General features: G+C 70.6%; 1 protein-coding gene. It reads left to right on the top strand.

The genetic code is table 11. The features are described from left to right. A partial coding sequence (locus ACFY5C_RS41920) for an MATE family efflux transporter (protein ID WP_389455360.1) occupies nt 1–1036 on the top strand: 1036 nt, incomplete at its 5' end. Nucleotides 1037–1110: the final 74 nt, after the last annotated feature.

Genomic DNA, 1110 nt, shown 5'->3' with positions numbered 1-1110 from the left:
GCTCGCCCTCCTCCTGGGGGCCCTCGTCGTCGCGGTCGTCCTGCCCACCGCACCGTTCCTCGTCGACCTCTTCGGCGCCTCCGACACCGCCGCCCCGTACGCGACCACCTATCTGCGCATCTCGGCGCTCGGCATCCCCGCGATGCTGGTCGTCCTCGCCGCCACCGGAGTGCTGCGCGGGCTCCAGGACACCCGTACCCCTCTCTACGTGGCCGTCGGCGGCTTCATCACGAACGCCGTGCTCAATGTCGGCCTCGTCTACGGCGCCGACCTCGGCATCGCCGGTTCGGCCTGGGGTACCGTCCTGGCGCAGTGCGGGATGGCCGCCGTCTACCTCCTGGTCGTCATTCGCGGAGCCCGTGCACACGGGGCCTCCCTGCGCCCGGACACGGCAGGCATCCGCGCCTCCGCCCAGGCCGGCGTGCCCCTGCTGGTCCGCACGCTGTCGCTGCGGGCGATCCTGATGATCGCGACGGCCGTCGCCGCCCGGCTGGGAGACGCCGATGTCGCGGCCCACCAGATCATCCTGTCCCTGTGGAGCCTGCTCGCCTTCGCCCTCGACGCCATCGCTATTGCGGGGCAGGCGATCATCGGGCGGTACCTCGGTGCCGACGACGCCGAAGGCGCCCGGGCCGTATGCCGCCGCATGGTCGAGTGGGGAATCGCCTCCGGCATCGGCCTCGGACTGCTCGTGGTGGCCGCCCGCCCGCTGTTCCTGCCCTTGTTCACCAGTGACGGCGCTGTCCAGGACACCGCGCTGCCCGCACTGCTCATGGTGGCGCTCTCCCAGCCGATCTGCGGCGTGGTCTTCGTCCTGGACGGTGTCCTGATGGGAGCCGGCGACGGCCCTTATCTCGCCTGGGCGATGGTGGCCACGCTGGCCGTGTTCGCCCCCGTGGCTCTGCTGATCCCCGTCATCGGCGGCGGTCTGACCGGAATCTGGGCAGCGATGACGCTGATGATGACGGTCCGGATGCTGACGCTCTGGTTGCGGACTCGCTCCGGCCGCTGGATCGTCACGGGAGCGACGCGCTGACGGTTTCACGTGAAACGACGTGTTTCACGTGAAACGAACCCCCGGCGTCCTAGCTGAGCCGCGAGGGGCATGGG

The organism is Streptomyces sp. NPDC012935 (assembly GCF_042900345.1).
Taxonomy (GTDB): domain Bacteria; phylum Actinomycetota; class Actinomycetes; order Streptomycetales; family Streptomycetaceae; genus Streptomyces.
This window is presented reverse-complemented; position numbering and strand designations above follow the sequence as displayed.